The organism is Nostoc sp. TCL240-02, from assembly GCF_013343235.1.
Classification (GTDB): Bacteria; Cyanobacteriota; Cyanobacteriia; order Cyanobacteriales; family Nostocaceae; genus Nostoc.
The window spans coordinates 3,964,576-3,980,392 of sequence record NZ_CP040094.1 but is presented as its reverse complement, the minus strand read 5'-3'; the positions used below and the strand labels follow the sequence as shown (position 1 = coordinate 3,980,392).

Genomic DNA, 15,817 nt, shown 5'->3' with positions numbered 1-15,817 from the left:
AATTATTGCTGGCGGTGGAGGTCGAAAACCAAAACTATCTCTTAAAGAACAAATAATTTTAACCTTGCTGTATCTCAGACAAATGACGACATTTCAAGTTCTTGGTATCCAGTTTGGAGTGAGTGAATCGACAGCGAATGACACATTTAATTATTGGTTGCCAATACTTAGAGAATTGCTTCCATGCAGTTTGATTGAACAAATAAAAAAACGAGTCTGACTTGATGGTAGTTCAAGAAATACTTACAGAGTATGAATTAATTGTAGATAGCTATGAACAAGTCAGGGAAAGACCCAGAGATAATGAAGAACAAGAAAAATATTTTTCAGGTAAGAAAAGTAATCATACATTTAAAAGCCAAATAATTATCATGCCAGATGGTAGAGATATCGTTGATGTTGTGGCAGGAGAACCAGGTCCAAAAAGCGATATAACAATGTTTAGAGAAAATCGTGATAATTTTGACCCAAAACAAAGTTTTAAGGGAATTTAGGTTATATGGGAGAAGATTTCATTGATACTCCAATTAAGAAACCAAGAAATAAAGAGTTAACAACTGACCAGAAAAAATCAAACAAAGAATTTTCGTCTAAACGAATATTTGTCGAACATCGAATCCGTTCGGTAAAAATCTTTCGAGTTGTTCAAGACAGATTTAGGTTAAATCCCAAAAAGTATACTGAGGTTATTTTGACAATTTGTAGATTAGTCAGATTACGAATTAGAGCGCTAATATTACCATTAGAAATATCTGCTATGTCGTTAGGTTAAAATTAACGCATATAACTAGATGTTTTTGTCTAATTATCAACAGTAAATATCTCAAAGCATTATTCTGTCGTACTGTACTAGCTAATTTAGGATGATTGCATTTACGGACTATAGCCTAGCCACATAAAGGTTTTTAACGTTTTCGGAGATGTCTTCTGATAACTCAATACTCAGAAATACCGTGTTTGTTTTGGCAATTGTCCTAGTTTTGAGCGCTACGATTAAAAGCTTACGTCCCCAACAAGAACATATTTAACTGCGATGGCGTACCTGCCCACCGTAGGCTCACGCCCCAGGCATATCTCACATTTCCTCGCTTGTGTTCTGGCAAGCGCTTTCGCCTTTAATAAGTATTTATACGCATTAAGGTAAATATTGGCTTGTCTTTGACATCAAGTGAATGCCAATGTATTTTAGTGTAGCGATCGCACTTAGATCGGAATTGTTAAGCTTTAAGTCTTGTTTGAATAATTTTCGATACATTACCGCAAATGCGCTGATACTTTATTTTCCCCTCTTCATAAATTCCGCAAAAACACCGTTACGCTATTTGTACTTGTGATCAAAACTTAGAACATCCAGTTTATTAGGGCGTGTTTATGACCAACCCTGTAACGACGGTTATCCAAGTTAATCTGGAGATGGCTCTAGAGGTAGCTCAAGAATTGGAGCAAGCTCCATACACTCAACTCGGTGCTTATTGTTTAGAGATTTTACGAGAAATAGGATGTCCTGGTACCGAACTCCCAGTTAACTTACAAACTCGCGATCAGCAGTTAAACTTTATCACAGGCTTTGCATCTTATGCTTTTGGGGAGGTACAAAGTGTACAGAGCATTAATTGAAGACATTTTCTACGATCCTGAAGAGACAGAAGAGACTACTTTTCCCGCCACAGATAAAGATTTGTTGATTTTAACAGAAAGATTTTTAGCGTTTGAAATTCCTTCAAAGGTTTTCTTACAAGCTATAGCCATTGCTGATTATGACGGTGCCGCTGCTTTCCGCTACGTTGATAGTTATTTGAATACTCTCAAGAATAAGAATAAACGTAAGCATAAAAAATTACTTGTTTTAGGTGCTTCTACTAGGTTTGATAATAATTGACGTGCTTCTTTACAAGCTAACTAACAACCAATACGATTTAGATAACATAATTTTCCCAATCGATGCAGAGACGTTGCATTGCAATGTCTCTGCATACATTTGTTACAGACAAATAAGAAAAAACAACTAGAATTTATCTAGAGGCAGATAGGCTTTCCCTAGACAAACTTGTTCATAGCTTTTACCAGCGATATCCCAAGTAAAATCTGTTTCTACCAGATGTCTACCGTTATGAGACAATTCTGCACGCAGATGTGGCCGATCGAAGAGTTGACTAATAGAGGTGATATACTCCGTTGGTGTATTTGCTCGTAATGCCCGTAATGGATGACTAACGCCATCTACAGCTAATCCTTCTAAGCCGCGATCGCTAGCTACTATAGGTAGACCAGCTGCCATTGCTTCTAAAGTTTTATTTTTAATGCCAAACCCAGTCCGCATGGGTACAACACAGATGGTAGATTTATGCAAGTATTCTACCATTGAAGGCACACGCCCAATTACATTAATTCCTGGTTTTTGATCGAGTGCTAAAACTTCTGGCACTGGATGAGAACCGACGATATCGAAAATTGTATCAGGATAAAGTTTTTGGATTGCTGGCAAGACTTCGTTGCTGAAGAAACAGACAGCATCAATGTTTGCCAAATTATCCATTGCACCGATAAAAATTAAGCGATGTCCTCCTGGATCGATGCTACGGTTGGGGAAAGAAACTAAATCTACGCCATTGGGAATAACTGTAATTTCACTATTAGGGTTAAGATTCTGTAGTTGAATTTTATCTTCTTGTGTTGTCGCTACAATTGCCGAAAACTTACCACAGTAGCTTTGCTCATAACGCCGCAGAAGCGGTAGATTAATTTTGTCTCTCAGGAAATTTTCTGAAATGCCTGTTGTTAGTTGGTTGCGACAGGTAGCATAAACAGAACTATGAACATTCACTATGGTTTTTAGCTGTTTCTGAAAATGCGTAGGCGTAGCCCGTCGTAGACATCGCACATAAATTTCATTGACGCTATGTTCGCAAGTAATTACATCACATTTCCCTGCTTCCACCCAGTTATCAACCCATGTTTGCATCTCAAGTGAGTAGCGGTTAAGTACGCTTGGTGGTGTACCTTGTTGCAAAAATCGACCAAATCGCTGTATTTTCTTCAATATTCCAGTGGTTCCAGAATCTGAAGGGCGTTCAAAAATGGCTAGATGATCCACATAATTGCCTAATTCTGCTACTTCTGCATCTGTCACATCGCCCTCGCGTTGAGTAGCGAGGGTAACAGTATGGCGTTGACTCAGGTATTTAAGTAAATGAAATGTCCTGACTTGGGTTCCCCCGCGCGTTGGTGGGTAGGGAAAGGTAGAAGATAGCATTAAGATGTTCATATTAGTTATGAATCAAATGTGATATGTACACCATGACCTCATTGGAGGCTGTATGTCATCATTCGATTTACAGTAGCTTTCAAATCAATAGACAATGCGTGTACTCCAATTCAGTGTGGGTAGTTCACATACTCTGGTTATTCTACCTACCCTTTGGATATAATTTCATAAACTCGCGGTAATATAGATTAAACAAATTTCGTCGTGATACAGGAATCCTGCTTGATTTCTGAAAAGATACGTAGTAATGCACCCAACCCTCGATAATGGTGCGTTACACACTCCATTCTAACACACCTCATACCTAATTTTTTCAGAAATCAAATAATAATCCTAGGATTTTCATTGCAAAATTATTGATGTGAAATTAATTAGACACAATATATTAAACAATTAGTGTCAATTTGTAAAGTTTAAAGTTAAGTTTATTTTTCCTTATTTAATATTTTCCTTATTTCGATATACACTAATAGTTAGTGTAAGCTGTTTGGGTTATTTCAATTACTATGAAGCGAGAACTGACACCAACTCATACTTTTCAATATATTGATGAAATCCTTGCCCAACAGTCTATTAATTTATTATCACTTAATCCCCAAAAGAAATTAATTACTAGCTTTGCTGAGTTGGAAAACGTAATTACTGAGCGAAACACTGATATTGAACTTCTTACAAATCTTCAGGAAACTCTCGAAATCATAGTATGTACCCAGTTAGAAAACTTCCCAGAAAATATATTTTGGGATTTTGATTTTCTAGTTAGTAGTATGCTCAGGCAAGCTTTAGTAGCAAATGAGGGCGCTATTACTTTTCTCAAAATTTTTGCTGAAAAGATGGTTTCTCTGATAGAAATGTTCGGAAATAAAACAGAAATTCGCTTTCGTTATGTTCACGATTTTATGTATGGGTTTGAGTGGGCGAGGTGGGTACAAAAAGAACCCCGAAAACGCGCATACATAGAGCCTTTTAGTCTAGTTTTTTTGGATTATTTACTCGCCAAAGGTAAGGAACTTGTACAACGGATTAATCATGGTCAGGTCGTATCTTATAAACTATGTGATACAGGCTACCGGAATCCCTTCACTTTTTCTCGTGAACCAGAAGACGAATATCGTCTACTAACTTATCTAGCTGAGGAGCAACTTATCCCAGTAGCAGTGTGGAACTGGAATGCTAGCCCAGCATGGAACAAACCTTTCCAAGAAATGCGCCAGGAATTAGCATTAAAATTAAATATTCAACCACAGAAACACTGATTAGCAATTAAAAATTGCTGAAGAAAATAATTATGAAAATTGCTGATTTAATTACTTGGTTTGAAGCATGGGCAAATCCCGCTTGGTGTGAAAGCTGGGATAATTGCGGCTGGCAGATTGAACCAGGAGTGTTGCAGGAAAAAGCACGGGTACTGGTTTGTTTGACACCGACTTTGGCAGTAATGCAAGAAGCGATCGCAGAAAATGCTAATTTGATATTCGCCCATCATCCCTTGATTTTTAATCCTCTCAAATCTTTATGCACTGGTGAAGCGATCGCAGAAATGGTACGGTTAGCTTTTAGCCATAATATTGGTATTTACAGCGCCCACACCAATTTCGACCAAGTACAAGATGGTACTGCTGAGGTATTAGCTCAAATTTTAGAACTCAAGCAAGTTACTCCCATAGTACCAACACAAGCAGGATTAGGATATGGTCGTGTTGGTTTGCTAGAGCCATTTTTGACATTACAGGAATTACTCGCAGCTATTCAAACCCGGCTTGCTCCCCCTAATTTGATTTTTTCCCCAACTGCTGACTTACAGCAAATAATTTCACGAGTTGCTGTTTTGGGTGGTTCGGGGGCTGGTTACATTTCAGCCGTCGCCAAAACTGGTGCCCAGGCTTATCTAACTTCTGACTGTAAGTTTCATCAGTTTCAAGAAAGCCGCGATCTCAATCTTATTTTAATTGATGCCGGACATTATGCTACCGAACGTCCAGCTTGCGATCGCTTGGTGCAAAAATTCCAGTCCTTAAACTTAGACTGGGTGCAATTAAGCCAAAAGGATGAAGATTTTCGCCAGTTTTTTGCTTGATTGCTTATGTTTCACTACATTTTAATATTGTCAAAGTATTTAGCTTACCAAGATTAATGCTGGATGTATTGGTATTAAAATCTCACCGTATACCCCGATTAATCCCATCTAAATCTTATATTTAATACCATTTCTGTGATACGGATCACTGTGTACGTGTAATTATAATCACATAATGTTAATGTTCCATATCAACTAGTTGCAGAAGAAAATGTTCCACACTTGATGTAACAAATTGTTTACTCTGTCCTAACCAAGATGATTCGCACAATCGTTGAATCTGCTTTCCAAACTGGATATCTTAGTGTTGAATCTGAGGGTTTACTCCAGCAAGTGCTAGCTACTAAATGCTATCAGTCAGAGGATTTGCCAGACCTTGCAGCCCTATATGACGCAGTTCGTGCAGGTAAAATTAAACGAGAAGCATCCTCATCGAACTTGCTTATAGAATTTCCACTACCACATAAATCTTGCTGATCCTCCAAAAGAACCAGAGGAACCGAGAAAAGCTTGTTGCAAGTATTTATGCTCACTCAGTATTCCATTCTCTTGCCCTTTTCTTACCCATCATCAGGCAAAAAACCTTAAAAATTCAAAACTATTTGGGTGTTGTTGCTGAAAACCATCAAGGTCAGCAAGAGAATGAGTTAAGATCAGATACAAGTGGGTTAAAAGTAAAGCCGAGTCCCCGGACTTCCCTGTAATGCCAATGAGTAAAAGCAGGCAGATTAAACAACCGCAATCAACGATTGTTTTGGAGTATTATTTATTACATAATGGTAAGAATGACTCACCAAGAAATATGAACCTGCTTAGGACAGGTTTAGAATTGTTTGACTTCTATGAAGCAGACGTTCCTTAGAATCAGCCCGAAGGAGATGAATTCATTGTCAGAGAAACCCATGATTTATGACCCAATATTTCCCAATATTTTGACAACTACAAGCAAATCTTGGGATTGGGTAATAAAGCCTACTTGTTCTCAACGGTGAAATTAACCTCCTAAAGGTGTAATGTAATGGGGTAGAACCCAGATTTTGATAGGTTTAACTACGTTGTTTAAAAAGGCAGAAACAATACATGCTACACCGCAAGATTTATCAACTCTGTTGCGATGGGCGCGAGGTATGTGTTTTCTTGCGGGACCAGCAACGCTGGATTGAACGCGCCCGCATCATCGACATAGAGGGAGATCTAGTGACCCTACGCTATGAAACAGAAGAAGAGGACGAAGTTTGTTCTTGGGAAGAAATGGTTCGCCTTGAGAGCATTGGTGCTGTAACGCAAAAACTGGCTTCAGTGCCACGCGGAAATGTGGAACCTCTGATGACTGAAGACTGTCCCGAAGCTGAACGCATCCACAACCGTTACACTGACTCGAATCCAGAATAATCAGTGGTTGAGGAGCCAGTACTAAAAACAGGTTTCTCATTGGAGGTGACTGGTTTCTGATTCTGCCAGCTTATTCGCTAGGCTCTCTCCTTACCCCAAAGGGAGAGCCTAGCGTCAAGGGAAAAGCGACTGGCTTTGCCTAGTGCCGAGTTCTAAGTCATAAATCCTAACTCAGGACTCAGCACTAGATAAACCTTCAAAAGCAGGACAGTAACCTTCGAGAGTTACCTTAAAGTTATATAACGGCGAAGCTGGGTTCCAACACCTCTGTCCCCTTTGATGTCGGCAATTACCACAACAGTCGACATCTGTCCATATATAGCGATCGCTATTTTGGCTAAGAAGTTCTCGTTGAGACAATCCCCTTAAGACTAGTTCTTCCCCTTGCCAACGAGCTTCGATTAAACCAGTATCGGCAAATTGCCGCCAACGCGGATCGGCAGTAATCATATTGGGTAGGGTAATTGTGATTACTGTTCCCAACTCTGTCAGTTCACCTTCGTAGTTAGTCTCTGGTGCTGCCGGTTGCAAGAATGTGTCGCCGATAGGCAGTTCTACTAAGGTGTTAGCTGCCGGAGAATGTATATGGTAGCGGTTTTGCAACTCTTCCAAGCTAGTCAGGTCTGCTAAGTAGGCAGGAGAACCGTGGACAAAAATGACGTGCTGCGGTCGCAAATTATGAATTAACTGCGTAGTACCAGGGCCATCACTATGTTGCGCTAAGAGATAGCTTTCAACAGTGGTGGGTGCTAAATATTCTTTATTAACTTTTATATCAATTTTTTCTGGAAGCAGGATCAGCCAAGGGCCGGTGTCTAGTTGGCAGTGTTTGCCTAAATCAGACGTAGAGTCGGTGAGGACTATACAAGGTGACTTACCCACTGTGGGACGATGTTCTGCTTGTAAACGACGCACGCGAGGACGTACCCGTTCATCCCAAAATAAGGGTTGATGGCGGGCGAAGTTTTGCACAGATGGGGGTAGGTGGGGTAGTAGTTCTAGATAAGCATCGCAGCCAGTAGCGACAGCACCATCCACCCAGATATCTAAATCTCTTCCGGTGAAGTGGTGATGAGAGCGTAACAGCATTAGCATCTCTTGACCCAATCCTAGAGCAGGAGTGGGAAGGATTACAGAACAATGGTCAGCGATCGCCCGATTAATTCGCTCTGCTAGTTGATTTTCCTGGTTGCGGCGGTGAGGATGACGGGATGTGCCATAACTACCTTCAATGATCAGCACATCCAAGTCTAAGCCCCGCAGTTCTTCTAAACGCAAACCTTCTACCAACCGAGAATTTGATAAGAAAAAATCCCCTGTATATAATAGCTTGTAAGTACGCTGCTTGGTGGTGTAGGTAAGGAGAATGGCCACTGCCCCTGGTAGATGTCCGGCGGGAAATAATTCTGCTACTAAACCATCTTGAAATTCCACAGGCGATCGCAACGGCAAAGCATGACAAAATTTGGAAATTTCCTCAGCATCTTGATCTAGCCAATTCAGGGGCAGTAACTTGCTGGTTACTTCGCTACCATAGATAGGTAACTTAGGAAAAGCTTTATGTAGTGCCAGCAAGCCTCTGGAGTGATCTGGGTGGGCGTGACTAATCAAAACTAAATCTGCTGGTAGGGGCGAATTAGATGCACGTTCCGACTTAGTAAGCGCCTTAGCCAGCGATGAAATATCTTCCATACCACAGTCTAACAGGATGCGGTGTGGCCCCATCTTTACCAATAAACACACGCCCTCATCGTGATGCTGGACACTATAGGGCAAACATTCTAATTCAGTACCCACTTCCGCAGCATCTACGCTAGAAGATGCCGACAGATTATCCCTCATAATGTCCTCCCCTCCAACCTCATCATCATGGACATATCCCAAAAGCCAAAAGTTACATTACACAAGTTTTGGTTTTGTGACTTAGGGGTAAGTTTTCGCGTGCGCCCCTACACCCTGAGAATACAGATTTTTGATTGGGGAGGACGCCTCAGCCGAACCCGCACTGGTTCGGAAAGGTGGGCTAACGAAAAGCCATCAAACTAGGAGCTAAAGGAGTTTGCCTCTTGTGTGTTTTACCTTTGCAACTTCTGAGCACTCTTAGCAAACTCACCATACGGAAAGTTGCCCAAGCCTCTACAGATTTATTTCAATGTGCGGAACCATTGCCGTGATAGTTATCTGAATCATAGAATCCGTTTTTCGTACCAAAGAATAAGCACGAAAGCGTGAATACAACTGTTAATCCAGCTAGAATCAGCTTTACATCCATTTTTTTGCTGCCCCTTACTCAAGACTTTCTTATATTAATTTAGTGCTTTCGCAATCAAACCGGATCGCTAGAAAATCTTTACTATGCTTATGTGGATTGGGCAATAGGTAACTTTACCACAATCAGTCAGATTGTAGAACTTTTCGGTTCACCTGTCCATCCATCTGATGTGAACTCTACAAAACTCAAGCTGAAACCAAACTTGAAAATCAGCTATCCAGAAATGTGGATAACCAATTCTCTTAAATGACTGTGCTGGCGATGTTCCCAAATATAAATTCCCTGCCAAGTTCCCAGTACTAGATGACCTCGATTAATGGGGATATGTTCAGAAGTGTGGGTAAGTGCAGTACGAATGTGTGCTGGCATATCATCGGGGCCTTCTGCATCGTGGATATATTTGCCTGATTCTGGGACGAGTTTTGCCATAAAATTGGCTAAATCCACAAGAACATCAGGATCAGCATTTTCTTGAATAACTAAACTGGCTGAAGTGTGCCGCAAAAATAAAGTACAAAGACCAGTTTCAACCCCCGATTCTGTGACTGCGGTTTCAATTTTAGCGGTGATGTTGTAAAAAGATTTGGCAGTGGTGGAAATTTTTAGTAACTTTTGGTAGTGAGTCATCTGTAATTTGAGAGAGATAAGTACCTTTGACAACAAGTTTTGAGGTAAGTAGCAGTCTGTTCACCACTATAAGTTAGGTAAAGTTTAATGACTGCGAAAATAGCTGATAATAGCATGAGCGATCGCATCATTACCATCCTTAGCAATTAGCTGGGATTGCTTTGGTAGTTGGGGTAACTGATACAGAAAATCCCAAGTCCCTTGAAAAAACTCAGATGGAGTGATGATTTGATGTTGGTTATAATTTTTTATGCCTTCTAGTAGAAAAGTTGCTTCGGCAAAATCCTCACGGGGAATAGTAACAATAGGTACTCCCAAAAGTGTAGCTTCAGCAAAAGTACTGTAGCCAGGTTTAGAGACGACTCGCCCACAAATAGGCATAAAATCTACTGGGCGGTATTTACGGTCATTAATTTTTACTAAATTAGGTAAATTAGGCGCAGATTGATCAAAGACAATAAATTGCCAATCTGGAAATCGCCGCAGGTTATCGTAGGGAATTTGCTGCAAACCCAAGCCGCCAAAGGTCAACAAAATAGTTTTTTCGATAGGTGCAGCTATTCCCCAAAGAGAACATAAATCATCAGCAGAGTAATGGGGGGAACCACCTATTAGCCCGACATCTGTGATATTGTTGAAAGCTTGCATCGGTTCGTGGAAAGGGAGACGGAATAGGCGATCGCACTTTGAGTACCAATCACTAATCCAATCTGCAACTGCTGTAAATTCCCCTCCCCAATCTCGGTAGATAAAGTCCCAGCCAAAGTTACTCATCATCCAGCAAGGGATATTTGCACCTTTGGCAAACCCAGGAGTCAGGAAGGGAATATCTGCCAAAATGAGATGAACGCGATTTTGGCGGATAAAATTTACTTCTGAGGCAATCAGCGAATTTTGATGTTTTTTAATATCTAGTAACTTTTCTAAAGTCGCTACTTTATCCATTGTCAAGCTATCGGTTTGCATCACACCCAAATCAAATGCACGGGGACGATAGATGAAATCGCCTTCTATATAGCACTCTAGCAACCAGCGCGGGGCAGTGGTAACAAGAATTAGCAAAATTTCTGGACATGATTTTTGAATTGTTGCAGCGACGGAAGCCATACGGGTAGCATGACCAAAGCCGTGGTTAGTGATGGCTAAGTATAAGATTGGGCGTTCCATTTAAAAGTTAGGAAGTAGTAGTGAGGAGTTATGCGAATTATGTATGAAGCTGCATAGAATTCGATCCCCCCTAGTCCACGCCAGTCGCTCCACTACAGCGCTTCGTGCATCCTGCGGCGGGGAGGACCCCAAGACCGCAGTGGCTCCCCTTATTAAGGGTGGAACCGGAACAACATCTATCAAAATCCCCCTTTTTTAGGGGAGCCACTGCGTTGTGCGGGCAATGCCCGACTTGAAGCACGTGGCATAGACTTAGGGGGATGGAGATATCTGCAACCTCACATTAAATTGGTATAAACTATATGAGCAACGAACCGCATTCGCGCAGCGTCTCGTTAGAGAAGAACGCAAAGGACACAAAGGAAGAAAGAAAATTTGGTGTAACCTCACAAAGAATTGGTATTAGGAGTTAGAAGTTAAAATCGTAATTACTAGACTGATAACTCATAACTCCTAATTTTTAACTAATCTTGCAAAAACTTTGAATTGCCTCAACTAATTGGTCGATTTCTGATTCTAAAGTCAGATAATGGATGGTGGCACGTATACAGCTAGGATCGGCAATTGTGCGAGTTAATATGTTTTCTGAGTCTAAAAATTGTACTAACTTGAGATTAGCTTGAGGCTGATTATTTACAAGTTGGAACGAGACTATACCGCTTTCGGGTGGGGATGTTCGCAAACATTTAATATCGGGTAACTCTACTAAGCACTGCCAAAGATACTCACTGTTTTGACAAATTTGCTCGTAACGTTCCTGTGAAGTTCCCCATTGCTGATGAATTGCGATCGCTTCCTTTAACCCAACATACAACGGATAAGCTAATGTAGACACTTCATACCGTCGCCCATCGGGAAGCCAGTCCACAGGCTGAGATTGACTATCTACAACAATGCCATTCAAGCCAATAAACGTCGGCTTCAGGCTTTCTCGTGCTTCTGGCCGGACATACAAACCACCAGCACCCGCAGGGCCACATAACCATTTGTGACCAGTGAAAGCATAAAAATCTACACCCAATTCTGTCAAGTTTAAAGGCAATAAACCGACAGATTGGGCAGCATCTATCAACAAGAAAGAATGATTATCTCTGCATACTTCGGCAATTTTATCAAGGGGTAAAACTTGACCAGTATTCCAGAAAACATGACTTAATATTACAAGACGGGTATTGTGACGTAAGTGTTGAGCAATAACTTTTACAGGGTCGCCTTCATTTAAAGTCGCCTTCAGAGGACATGTGGTAACTTCTACCGCGAATCTTCGTGCGATTTCTTGTGTGGTGGCAATCACGCCTGGATGTTCGCAGTCTGAGAGCAGTATGTGGTCGCCAGAATGCCAGTCTATGCCCCACATAGCGATATTACAGCCAACTGTGACATTTTGGGTAAGGGTAATTGTTTCACTAGGTGCATATAACTCAGAAGCGATCGCTTCTCTAGCGGCTTGAGTCTGCGGTGCTATCCAGCGATACGCCTCATTACCAAAGGGGCCTATTTGCTGAACATAAGCCTGAGTTTCGGTCATAGCATCCATTGCCCTTTGAGGCATTGGCCCTTGTCCCCCATAATTGAAATAAGTCTTATTGGCTAAAGCAGGAAATTGCTCTCGATGGCTGTGTAGCCTGGTTTGGGCGACAGAAAGACTAGTCATAATTTCCAAGGAATATCTGTTGTTTACAGGCTATTGATACTTAATAGCAATGGTAAAAATAGGGATGAGATTAATTTAAGCGATCGCAGCGCTTCTCCAGAGTGTGACTCGCTCGCAAATGAGTCATGGCTCATGTTGTTCTGTCATGTACCCTTGTAATGATGGATAAAACTTGATTTTGTTATTTTGCCTCATTTGTCACCTAGGATAAACGCAAACACTTAGCTGTTGACAGTATAGAGTAGAACAGCTAATCGGGTTTAGAGGCGTTGGCGTAGCCCACCGTACCCTATAGGGGAAGCAAGCTACGCGTAGCGTCTGTCTACGACACGCTGCGCGAACGCAGAGAAGGTATCGCCAATTCAAAACTTTAGTTGTCTGAGTTACTCCCACATAATACTAATTATTGTTAACTTAAAAGAATGCTAATCAATGCTGAACTCCTACTGCAATACCAACGTTGTAAACGCCGAACTTTTCTAGATATCCACGGTGACAAAAGTCAGCGCGATGCACCCAATGAGTTGCTGCGGAAACTGCAACAGGATAAAATCGCTCATCAGCTAAGTGCTTTGGCACAGATGACTTACCACCAACCAGATTATTCTTATGGAAATTGGGAAAAGGCAGAGAAGGCGACTTTAGAATTGATGGAACGTGGAGTTGAGTACATTTATAAAGGAGTACTGCTAGCAAATTATTCTGAAGCATATACCTTGCTAAGTCGTCCAAATTTACTCGTCAAACAGCCAGGACAGTCTCGTTTTGGAGATTGGATGTATGTCCCAGGTAGTATTGAATTGGGTAAGCGCCCTAAGCAAGAATATCAAGTTGTAGCTGCATTTCATACTCAAGTCTTGGCAACAGTGCAGGGAGTTGTACCAGAAACAGCTTTGCTGATACTGCGAACCAAAAACACCAACTATACGGTGGATTTATTTAAATGGATACCACGGATGCAGCAAATTCTGGAGGAGTTCATTGAAGTTTTAGAGTTATCGAACCCGCCAGAGGTGTTTATTTCTCGGCAAAAGTGCAATTTTTGTCATTGGTATAGTCAATGTTATGCGATCGCTCAATCTGAAAACCATCTCTCACTACTACCAGGTGTAACACCTCTTCGCTACACTCAACTCCAAAACATAGCCATCACCACACTAGAATCTCTCGCTAACACCAGTCCCAGAACCCTAGAAAACCTAGTTGGTTTTGACCCAAAAGTAGCACCTAAGCTAGTAGTGCAAGCTCAATCTGCATTGGAAAAAAGACCCCTAGTCTTACCTTACCCACTATCAATAGAAGATATTACATTTACAGCACCCATAGAGCTTTACTTTGATATTGAGGCACAGCCAGACTTAGATTTAGATTATCTTTTGGGAGTTTTGGTGGTTGATAGACTTACCAACACAGAACAGTTTTATTCGTTTTTAGCAGATAAACCAGAAGACGAAGAATTAATTTGGCAGCAATTTTTGGATTTAGTGTGGCAATATCCTGAAGCGCCAATTTATCATTTTTGTGTCTACGAGTTTGATACAGTCAAACGGCTAGCAAAGCTTTACAACACTCCCTACTCCTCAGTATGTCCTGTACTGAATCGATTTGTGGATGTGTATGAACAATTAACCCAAAGTGTAGCATTACCAGTAGAAAGTTATGCCCTCAAAGCGATCGCACGTTGGTTAGGATTTGAGTGGCGGGAAAAAGAAGCAAGTGGTGCCAAATGTATTTACTGGTACGATCAGTGGCTAGAAACAGGCGATCGCACTTTACTAGAAATTATCCAAAGCTACAATGAAGATGACTGCCGCGCTACCCACAGAGTTAAAGACTGGCTTGTAAACTTTTTTCAGGATGAATATGGTTTGCGACTAGCTTAACTGACTTCGTATTTTCTAAAGAGTTTCAATTTATTTTAATATACGTTACTTTTAGCAGCGCACAGATATGTAGCTCTGTATTCTTCAGCGTGATATCTTATTTGTAATTTTATACCCGACCAAAAAATCTATGCAGCTAATTAAAAAAATCTTCGCAATCCCACGAATTATTTACCTCTTTATCTCGATTTTAATTATCAGTTTTTTATTAACAAACTTACCATCAAGTGCTGTTGAAGTTAGTAACATAGAGTTTATCGGTGAAGCTACTTTACCGAAAGGTTTAATCTTTAATAAAACTGAGGTTGGAGGTTTATCTGGAATTACATATAATGCAAAAAACAATCTTTATTATGCTATTTCTGATGACCGTGGGCAAAAAGCTGCTGCTCGTTTTTACACTTTAAAAATAGATTTAAGCAAAGGTTCTCTAAAAAAGAGCAGAGTTGTTGTAACAAATATTACCACATTGTTAAATGAAAATGATCAAACATTTCGCTCTGGTGAAACCGATACAGAAGGTATTGCATTAACCAATAAATCAAGTGTATTTATTTCTTCCGAAGGCGATGTTGCAAAACTAATTAATCCTTTTATTAAAGAATTTTTACTATCTTCTGGCAAAGAAATTACAACGCTTTCCATCCCAAGTAAATTTTTGCCAGACAAAAATGGTAAACAAGGTATCCGCAATAATTTGGCTTTTGAAAGCCTTACCATCACACCCGATAACAAGTATCTTTTTACAGCCACCGAAAATGCTCTCATTCAAGATGGTGTCGCAGCAAAACCTAACATTGGTAGTCCTTGCCGCATTCTACAATACAACTTGCTCAACAGCCAGCCAGAAAAGGAGTTTCTTTACCAAACAGAACCAGTTTCACCCTTTTTAAATCTGACTGGCAAATTTGCTAGTGGATTACCTGATTTACTTGCTCTCGATAATCAAGGGCACTTCCTAAGTTTAGAAAGGTCTTTTACTGGTTTAGGATTTGCTATTTCCCTGTTTCAGGTTTCTTTAGAAGGAGCTGATGATATTTATCAGATAAATAGTCTTTTAACAGTTGACTCCAAAAATATTAAACCTGTTCAAAAAAAACTACTGTTAGATTTGAGAACCCTAGATGTACTACTAGACAATATCGAAGGCTTAACTCTTGGCCCTAAACTACCTGATGGTCAACAATCATTAATTCTTGTGAGTGATAATAATTTTAACTCACTGCAACGTACCCAGATACTAGCCTTTAAAATGAAAATTGAAACACCACTAATCAGATTATTACGCCGTTTATTACCGAATCTCAATCGTTAACTAGACACAACCATCCCCCCTTTACTACTATTTAGTTATTTCTGCTTATTCCTGTGTATTCACGGAATCTACTAGGTAACTTTATCTAGCCTATTCGTAGTTTACGTGTAATTTCTCAACCGTATTCCTTAATAAATATGTTACATAATGTTTAAGAGATTTTGC

16 protein-coding genes are annotated in these 15,817 nt (G+C 40.4%); 11 read left to right on the top strand and 5 right to left on the bottom strand.

From position 1 onward, the window contains the following. Positions 1-82 precede the first annotated feature (82 nt). From FBB35_RS34775 to FBB35_RS16965, 5 genes are all read left to right on the top strand, one after another. Entirely contained in the window at positions 83-220 is a 138-nt protein-coding gene (locus FBB35_RS34775; RefSeq protein ID WP_254625590.1) for a transposase family protein, read from the top strand. 4 nt (positions 221-224) lie between these two features. After that, a complete protein-coding gene (locus FBB35_RS34770; protein ID WP_254625589.1) occupies positions 225-494 on the top strand; it encodes a transposase family protein in 270 nt (89 codons plus the stop codon). A gap of 5 nt (positions 495-499) precedes the next feature. After that, positions 500-772, top strand: coding sequence for a transposase family protein (locus FBB35_RS34765; protein ID WP_254625588.1), 273 nt, complete (start codon positions 500-502; stop codon positions 770-772). A 599-nt stretch (positions 773-1,371) separates the two neighbouring features. Beyond that, the gene (locus FBB35_RS16970) at positions 1,372-1,617 is read left to right on the top strand and encodes a hypothetical protein (protein ID WP_012408119.1); all 246 of its coding nucleotides are present in this window, start codon (positions 1,372-1,374) and stop codon (positions 1,615-1,617) included. After that, on the top strand, positions 1,598-1,879 hold the full coding sequence (locus tag FBB35_RS16965; RefSeq protein WP_174710633.1) for a hypothetical protein: 282 nt from the start codon (positions 1,598-1,600) through the stop codon (positions 1,877-1,879). Before FBB35_RS16970 ends, FBB35_RS16965 begins: the two co-directional genes overlap by 20 nt. 126 nt (positions 1,880-2,005) lie before the next feature. Here FBB35_RS16965 and FBB35_RS16960 read toward each other — a convergent pair whose 3' ends face one another. Then, positions 2,006-3,265, bottom strand: a complete 1,260-nt coding sequence (locus tag FBB35_RS16960) for a glycosyltransferase family 4 protein (RefSeq protein WP_174710632.1) — start codon at positions 3,263-3,265, stop codon at positions 2,006-2,008. Between the two features lie 506 nt (positions 3,266-3,771). Here FBB35_RS16960 and FBB35_RS16955 point away from each other — a divergent pair. The 4 genes from FBB35_RS16955 (at position 3,772) to FBB35_RS16940 (ending at position 6,734) form a co-directional block, all read left to right on the top strand. Continuing rightward, complete coding sequence (locus tag FBB35_RS16955; RefSeq protein ID WP_174710631.1) at positions 3,772-4,521, top strand: hypothetical protein; 750 nt, start codon at positions 3,772-3,774, stop codon at positions 4,519-4,521. Between the two features lie 32 nt (positions 4,522-4,553). Then, entirely contained in the window at positions 4,554-5,342 is a 789-nt protein-coding gene (locus tag FBB35_RS16950) for a Nif3-like dinuclear metal center hexameric protein (protein ID WP_174710630.1), read from the top strand. A gap of 258 nt (positions 5,343-5,600) precedes the next feature. Then, the gene (locus FBB35_RS16945) at positions 5,601-5,819 is read left to right on the top strand and encodes a hypothetical protein (RefSeq protein WP_174710629.1); all 219 of its coding nucleotides are present in this window, start codon (positions 5,601-5,603) and stop codon (positions 5,817-5,819) included. Between the two features lie 603 nt (positions 5,820-6,422). Beyond that, complete coding sequence (locus tag FBB35_RS16940) at positions 6,423-6,734, top strand: DUF6679 family protein (protein WP_012408115.1); 312 nt, start codon at positions 6,423-6,425, stop codon at positions 6,732-6,734. Positions 6,735-6,905: 171 nt separating this feature from the next. On the opposite strand, the gene FBB35_RS16935 is transcribed toward FBB35_RS16940, so the two are convergent. The 4 genes from FBB35_RS16935 to FBB35_RS16920 all read right to left on the bottom strand — a co-directional run bounded on the left by FBB35_RS16935 (position 6,906) and on the right by FBB35_RS16920 (position 12,454). After that, positions 6,906-8,576 (bottom strand): MBL fold metallo-hydrolase, encoded by a 1,671-nt coding sequence (locus tag FBB35_RS16935; protein WP_174710628.1) that lies wholly within the window; start codon positions 8,574-8,576, stop codon positions 6,906-6,908. A gap of 643 nt (positions 8,577-9,219) precedes the next feature. Next, positions 9,220-9,633 (bottom strand): secondary thiamine-phosphate synthase enzyme YjbQ, encoded by a 414-nt coding sequence (locus tag FBB35_RS16930; protein ID WP_174710627.1) that lies wholly within the window; start codon positions 9,631-9,633, stop codon positions 9,220-9,222. Positions 9,634-9,717: 84 nt separating this feature from the next. Further along, on the bottom strand, positions 9,718-10,800 hold the full coding sequence (locus tag FBB35_RS16925; protein WP_174710626.1) for a glycosyl transferase: 1,083 nt from the start codon (positions 10,798-10,800) through the stop codon (positions 9,718-9,720). 460 nt (positions 10,801-11,260) lie between these two features. Next, positions 11,261-12,454 carry an aminotransferase class V-fold PLP-dependent enzyme gene (locus tag FBB35_RS16920; protein ID WP_174710625.1) on the bottom strand — a complete coding sequence of 398 codons (1,194 nt, stop codon included), beginning with the start codon at positions 12,452-12,454 and terminating at the stop codon, positions 11,261-11,263. A gap of 422 nt (positions 12,455-12,876) precedes the next feature. Between FBB35_RS16920 and FBB35_RS16915 the strand changes: the two genes are divergently transcribed. Both FBB35_RS16915 and FBB35_RS16910 read left to right on the top strand, forming a co-directional pair. Further along, positions 12,877-14,337 carry a TM0106 family RecB-like putative nuclease gene (locus tag FBB35_RS16915; protein WP_174710624.1) on the top strand — a complete coding sequence of 487 codons (1,461 nt, stop codon included), beginning with the start codon at positions 12,877-12,879 and terminating at the stop codon, positions 14,335-14,337. Between the two features lie 130 nt (positions 14,338-14,467). Next, positions 14,468-15,652, top strand: a complete 1,185-nt coding sequence (locus FBB35_RS16910) for an esterase-like activity of phytase family protein (protein WP_174710623.1) — start codon at positions 14,468-14,470, stop codon at positions 15,650-15,652. Positions 15,653-15,817: the final 165 nt, after the last annotated feature.